At 54.2% G+C, this 4,379-nt stretch carries 4 protein-coding genes; 2 read left to right on the forward strand and 2 right to left on the reverse strand.

Annotated elements, in window-relative coordinates:
* Both AC1DVH_RS26855 and AC1DVH_RS26860 read right to left on the reverse strand, forming a co-directional pair.
* Nucleotides 1–1,123 (reverse strand): acetyl-CoA C-acyltransferase (locus AC1DVH_RS26855; RefSeq protein WP_477756341.1); only part of this gene is annotated, 1,123 nt, incomplete at its 3' end.
* 60 nt (nt 1,124–1,183) lie between these two features.
* Nucleotides 1,184–1,951 carry a 3-hydroxyacyl-CoA dehydrogenase gene (locus tag AC1DVH_RS26860; protein WP_477756342.1) on the reverse strand — a complete coding sequence of 256 codons (768 nt, stop codon included), beginning with the start codon at nt 1,949–1,951 and terminating at the stop codon, nt 1,184–1,186.
* 351 nt (nt 1,952–2,302) lie between these two features.
* Here AC1DVH_RS26860 and AC1DVH_RS26865 point away from each other — a divergent pair, with 351 nt between their 5' ends.
* Both AC1DVH_RS26865 and AC1DVH_RS26870 read left to right on the forward strand, forming a co-directional pair.
* Nucleotides 2,303–3,328 (forward strand): AraC family transcriptional regulator, encoded by a 1,026-nt coding sequence (locus AC1DVH_RS26865; RefSeq protein WP_477756343.1) that lies wholly within the window; start codon nt 2,303–2,305, stop codon nt 3,326–3,328.
* A 337-nt stretch (nt 3,329–3,665) separates the two neighbouring features.
* On the forward strand, nt 3,666–4,379 hold a 714-nt coding region (locus tag AC1DVH_RS26870; RefSeq protein ID WP_477756344.1), incomplete at its 3' end, for an MFS transporter.

A 4,379-nucleotide genomic window follows, 5' to 3' on the forward strand; every position in this document is an offset into this window, starting at 1 on the left:
GCTTTAGCGTGTTCTGCCTCAAGGCATTTACCAACGTAACAACAACRCGCGCGCCTGACGCGCCAATCGGGTGCCCCAAAGCGCATGCCCCACCGTGGACATTTAATTGCTCATGTCCGACGTTCAAGTCTCGGATAACAACCATGGGCACCACGGCAAAGGCCTCATTGATCTCAAAGAGATCAACATCCTGCATTGACCAGTTGGTTCGCTCTAGCAAGCGTTTAATCGCACCGACCGGAGCGGAGGCAAAGAGGCCGGGAGCGTGCGCGTAGGATGCATGACCTGCTATCCGGGCCAACGGTGTAAGGCCTCTACGCTCGGCTTCAGACAAGCGCATCAGCACGAGGGCAGCCGAGCCATCCGAAATAGAACTGGAGTTCGCCGCAGTCACCGTCCCGCCTTCGCGAAACGCAGGTTTCAAYGTAGGAATTTTGTCGATCCGGGCCTTACCCGGCTGTTCATCGCTTTCAATCGAAACCGTCTCACGGCCAGACGAAGCCAGCACAGGGACAATCTCGTCCYGGAAACGCCCTTCGGTGATTGCCTTCTGAGCTCGGGTCAACGAGCTGATCGCAAACTCATCCTGCTGGTCTCGAGTGAATCCATAACTCTGAGCACAGTCTTCGGCGTATGTGCCCATGAGCCGGCCTTTCTCGTAGGCATCTTCCAACCCATCGAGAAACATATGATCAATGATTTTACTGTGGCCCATTCGATARCCTGAGCGAGCTCGCTCCAACAGGTAGGGAGCGTTTGACATGCTTTCCATACCTCCGGCAACCACCACTTCCGCGCTCCCGGCATGGAGAAGGTCGTGGCCGAACATCAGCGCTTTCATGCCWGAGCCGCACATCTTGTTGACTGTTGAGCACACCACTTGCTCCGGAAGATTCGCCAACAGGGCAGCTTGGCGAGCCGGAGCCTGGCCTTGCCCAGCTTGTAGCACGCATCCCATGATGACCTCGCCAATGTCACTGGGCTGCAGGCTGGCTCGTTCCACGGCGGCGCGAATTGCAACCGCACCCAGCTGCGCAGCGGTGACTTCCTTGAAATTCCCAAGAAAGCCTCCTAACGGAGTTCGGRCAGCACTGACAATGACGATAGGGTCGGTATGGCTCATAACTGAATCCTCTGTTTCATGTTGGGGGGCTTGTGCCCGATCACAGACCTTTAGCTCGAGCTATTTCGCGGCCATTCTCAAAGCACCATCCAAACGAATCACCTCACCATTGAGCATGGAGTTTTCGATGATGTGCGCTGCCARCGCCGCGTACTCGGAGGGCCGTCCCAGCCGTGGAGGGAACGGCACATTGGCTGCCAATGATGCCTGCACGTCCTGAGGCATACCCGCCATCATCGGGGTCTCAAATATTCCGGGTGCAATGCACATAACACGGATGCCTGAACGAGCCAGGTCGCGTGCCAATGGCAATGTCATGGCAGCCACTCCACCTTTGGACGCGGCGTAAGCGGCTTGGCCCGTCTGACCGTCAAAAGCTGCGACAGAGGCCGTATTTATGACTACGCCGCGCTCACCTTCTTCATCGGGCTCTCCTCCCGCCATAGCCTCAGCAGCAAGGCGAACCATGTTGAAGCTACCGATCAAATTGATTTCGATAGTTCGGCGAAAACTCTCAAGCCCATGTGCGCCATTACGGCCTAAAACCCGTTCGGCTGGAGCAACCCCCGCGCAGTTGATCACCCCATGCAACGCGCCAAAGACGCCTACTGCAGAGGCAATTGCTGTACGGCAATCAYTTTCACTGGTGATGTCTGCTCGCACGAAAATCGCACGTTTTCCYAGCTCGTCAGCGCGAGCTACACCAGCGGCTTCGTTCACATCGACCAGCACCACGTTTGCACCCCGGTCCACCAACTCACGCGCCGAAGCCAGCCCGAGTCCAGAACCTGCGCCAGTAATYAGGAAGACTGAGTTTTCGATGCGCATGATGTTTCCTCACAAWTTGGCAGTRCCGCATAGCCGGCCGCCGGTTTACTTCAGGTGTAAGCCACGCTGGAGATTCTTAAACGGATATTGTCGGTGATCAGTGGCCCCGACAATGCTCAAACGCCTCAGCTTGGTTGAATGCTTTGGATAATCGAGGCCAGGCATCGAGGGCTAGAAGGAGGGGTTGCAAATGGGCTCCCTGCTGACAAAACCTTCGGGTTGACATGCAATGCCGTGAAGCTGGAACGTAGATAAATAATTCAGGCTCGTCAGGTTGCTCAAAGCAGAGACCTGCCGAAGAGATTTGAAAATCAGCATAAAGTCAGATTTCAACTGCGCAGAGGAATAAGCATGCTCATCCAGGACAAGGGAACTACTTCGATTGGATTGGTGCATGAAGCCCTCGATGGCGCATTGCGACGCCAACTGGACACATCCATCGCATTGCAGCAAGCGCGTATAGATCCGGAACTCCTCACTTCTCCCCAGGCCAGGGTTTCGGCGGCTGCATTTTCTCGCCTGTGGGTCGCTCTTTCAGATCTACTCGACGATGAGTTTTTCGGAATCGATAGCCATCCAATGCGACGAGGTAGCTTCCGATTGATGTGCCAGGCTTCGATTGACTGCGAGTCGTTAGAGCAAGCGTTGCGGCGGATTCTGAAATTTCTACGCCTCGTATTGGACGATATTCACGGTGAGCTGAGGCTTGAAGACGACTCCGCCGTCATCGTTATCCATGACAAAGGAATTGAGCGCCGCCTCTTTAGCTACGGAACATGGCTGATCTTGGTACATGGATTGCTCTGCTGGCTGGGCAACAGACGCATTCCGATAAAGGAACTCTGCTTTAGACCGAATCGACCGCTCGACGATAGCGACTATCGGATGCGCTTTTGTGAAGAAATTCAGTTTGGCGCTCCAGTTACGATGATTCGTTTTGACCGTATTTTTCTAAGCCTCAAGGTCGTGCAAAACAAGGCGAGCCTATCGACGTTCTTGAAAGAGTCGCCTGCTAGTCTGTTGGTAAAATATCGTAACGAGGACAGCATCAGCGCCCAGATCCGAATGAGATTGAGAGACCTGAATCCAGAGGAATGGCCAGAGCTGGATAAGGTGGCAAAAGTGCTCGGCATGTCATATTCGACGCTTCAGCGAAGGCTCCAAGCCGAGGGGGTGAGCTATCAGCGTTTGAAAGACAATCTGCGCCGCGACATGGCGATAAACCTGCTGTGCCAGCCAAATATGACAGTAACCGAAGTAGCTRCTCGCACAGGCTTCCAAGAAAGCAGTGCATTTCACCGTGCCTTCAAGAAGTGGACGGGAGTGAGCCCTGGCGCATATCGCCGCTCCAATGCTGAAGAACCGGGCGAAAGCTAAAAGCCTTTCTTCCGGAACAAAAGAACTACTTCCCCCGCTAGATTACGTACTGAGATCTGCAACTCGTTTCACCCGCCAAAATGCCGATGGAAATCTCTTCCCCAAGATCATATTGGTCGTTTCTGGCCTGCTATGGGTGTCCAAATCGGTCAAGCAGAACGATGTCGTAGGGCATAGGCCGCAGCAAACCCAACTCCTACGATGCGACGCAGGTAGCCCAAGCGTCGCATCTCAAGCAGACAACCGAGTCTTCAACCGGTGCGTCCCCCCTCGATATGCCTCCAAGACCGGGTGCCTGGCACTTCACAAACAAAAACAAGATCGAAGGAGACGCGATATGCAGCCGGTAAACGTTTATGCACTTGCGGTTGAATCGAAGTTCACTCGCTTCCATGGGCTCATTCTATTTTGGTGTGTCCTCATTCTGATAATCGATGGCTATGACCTCGCTGTAGTCGGTGCAGCCCTTCCGGCGATCATGAAGGACATGAACATTGATCCAACCAGCGCCGGCATCATGGCGGGTTCTGCGCTCTTCGGAACGATGCTCGGAGCGATATTTCTTGGAACGCTAGCTGACCGTATTGGGCGTCCCAGGATGATCGCAATCTGTGTGGCCTTGTTCAGTATTTTCACTGCTGGGGCTGGTCTCACCAGTGACCCGATTAGCTTCAGCATTTCTCGCTTCATCGCGGGCCTTGGCATCGGCGGAGTACTGCCAATTTGTACCGCTCAGATGGGTGAATTTTCTCCACTCAAATTCCGTACTCGCCTGGTGACCCTCGTTTTCGCGGGGTACTCCGTGGGCGGTATTTTGGTTGCACTCACTGGCAAGCAACTCATTGAGAGTCATGGATGGCAGTGGGTGTTTTACGTAGCGCTGCTGCCAGTGCTTCTGATTCCTATGATCCTGAAGACCATGCCTGAGTCCATAGGCTACCTGCTTAAAACCGGACGTCAGGATGAGCTACGGGCTATCGCTCGCAAGATAGACCCTGCGCTCATTATCGACGAAAACACTGTGATGACCGGAAACGCCACAGTATTGGAA

This window comes from Pseudomonas sp. P4_C3, assembly GCF_056402075.1.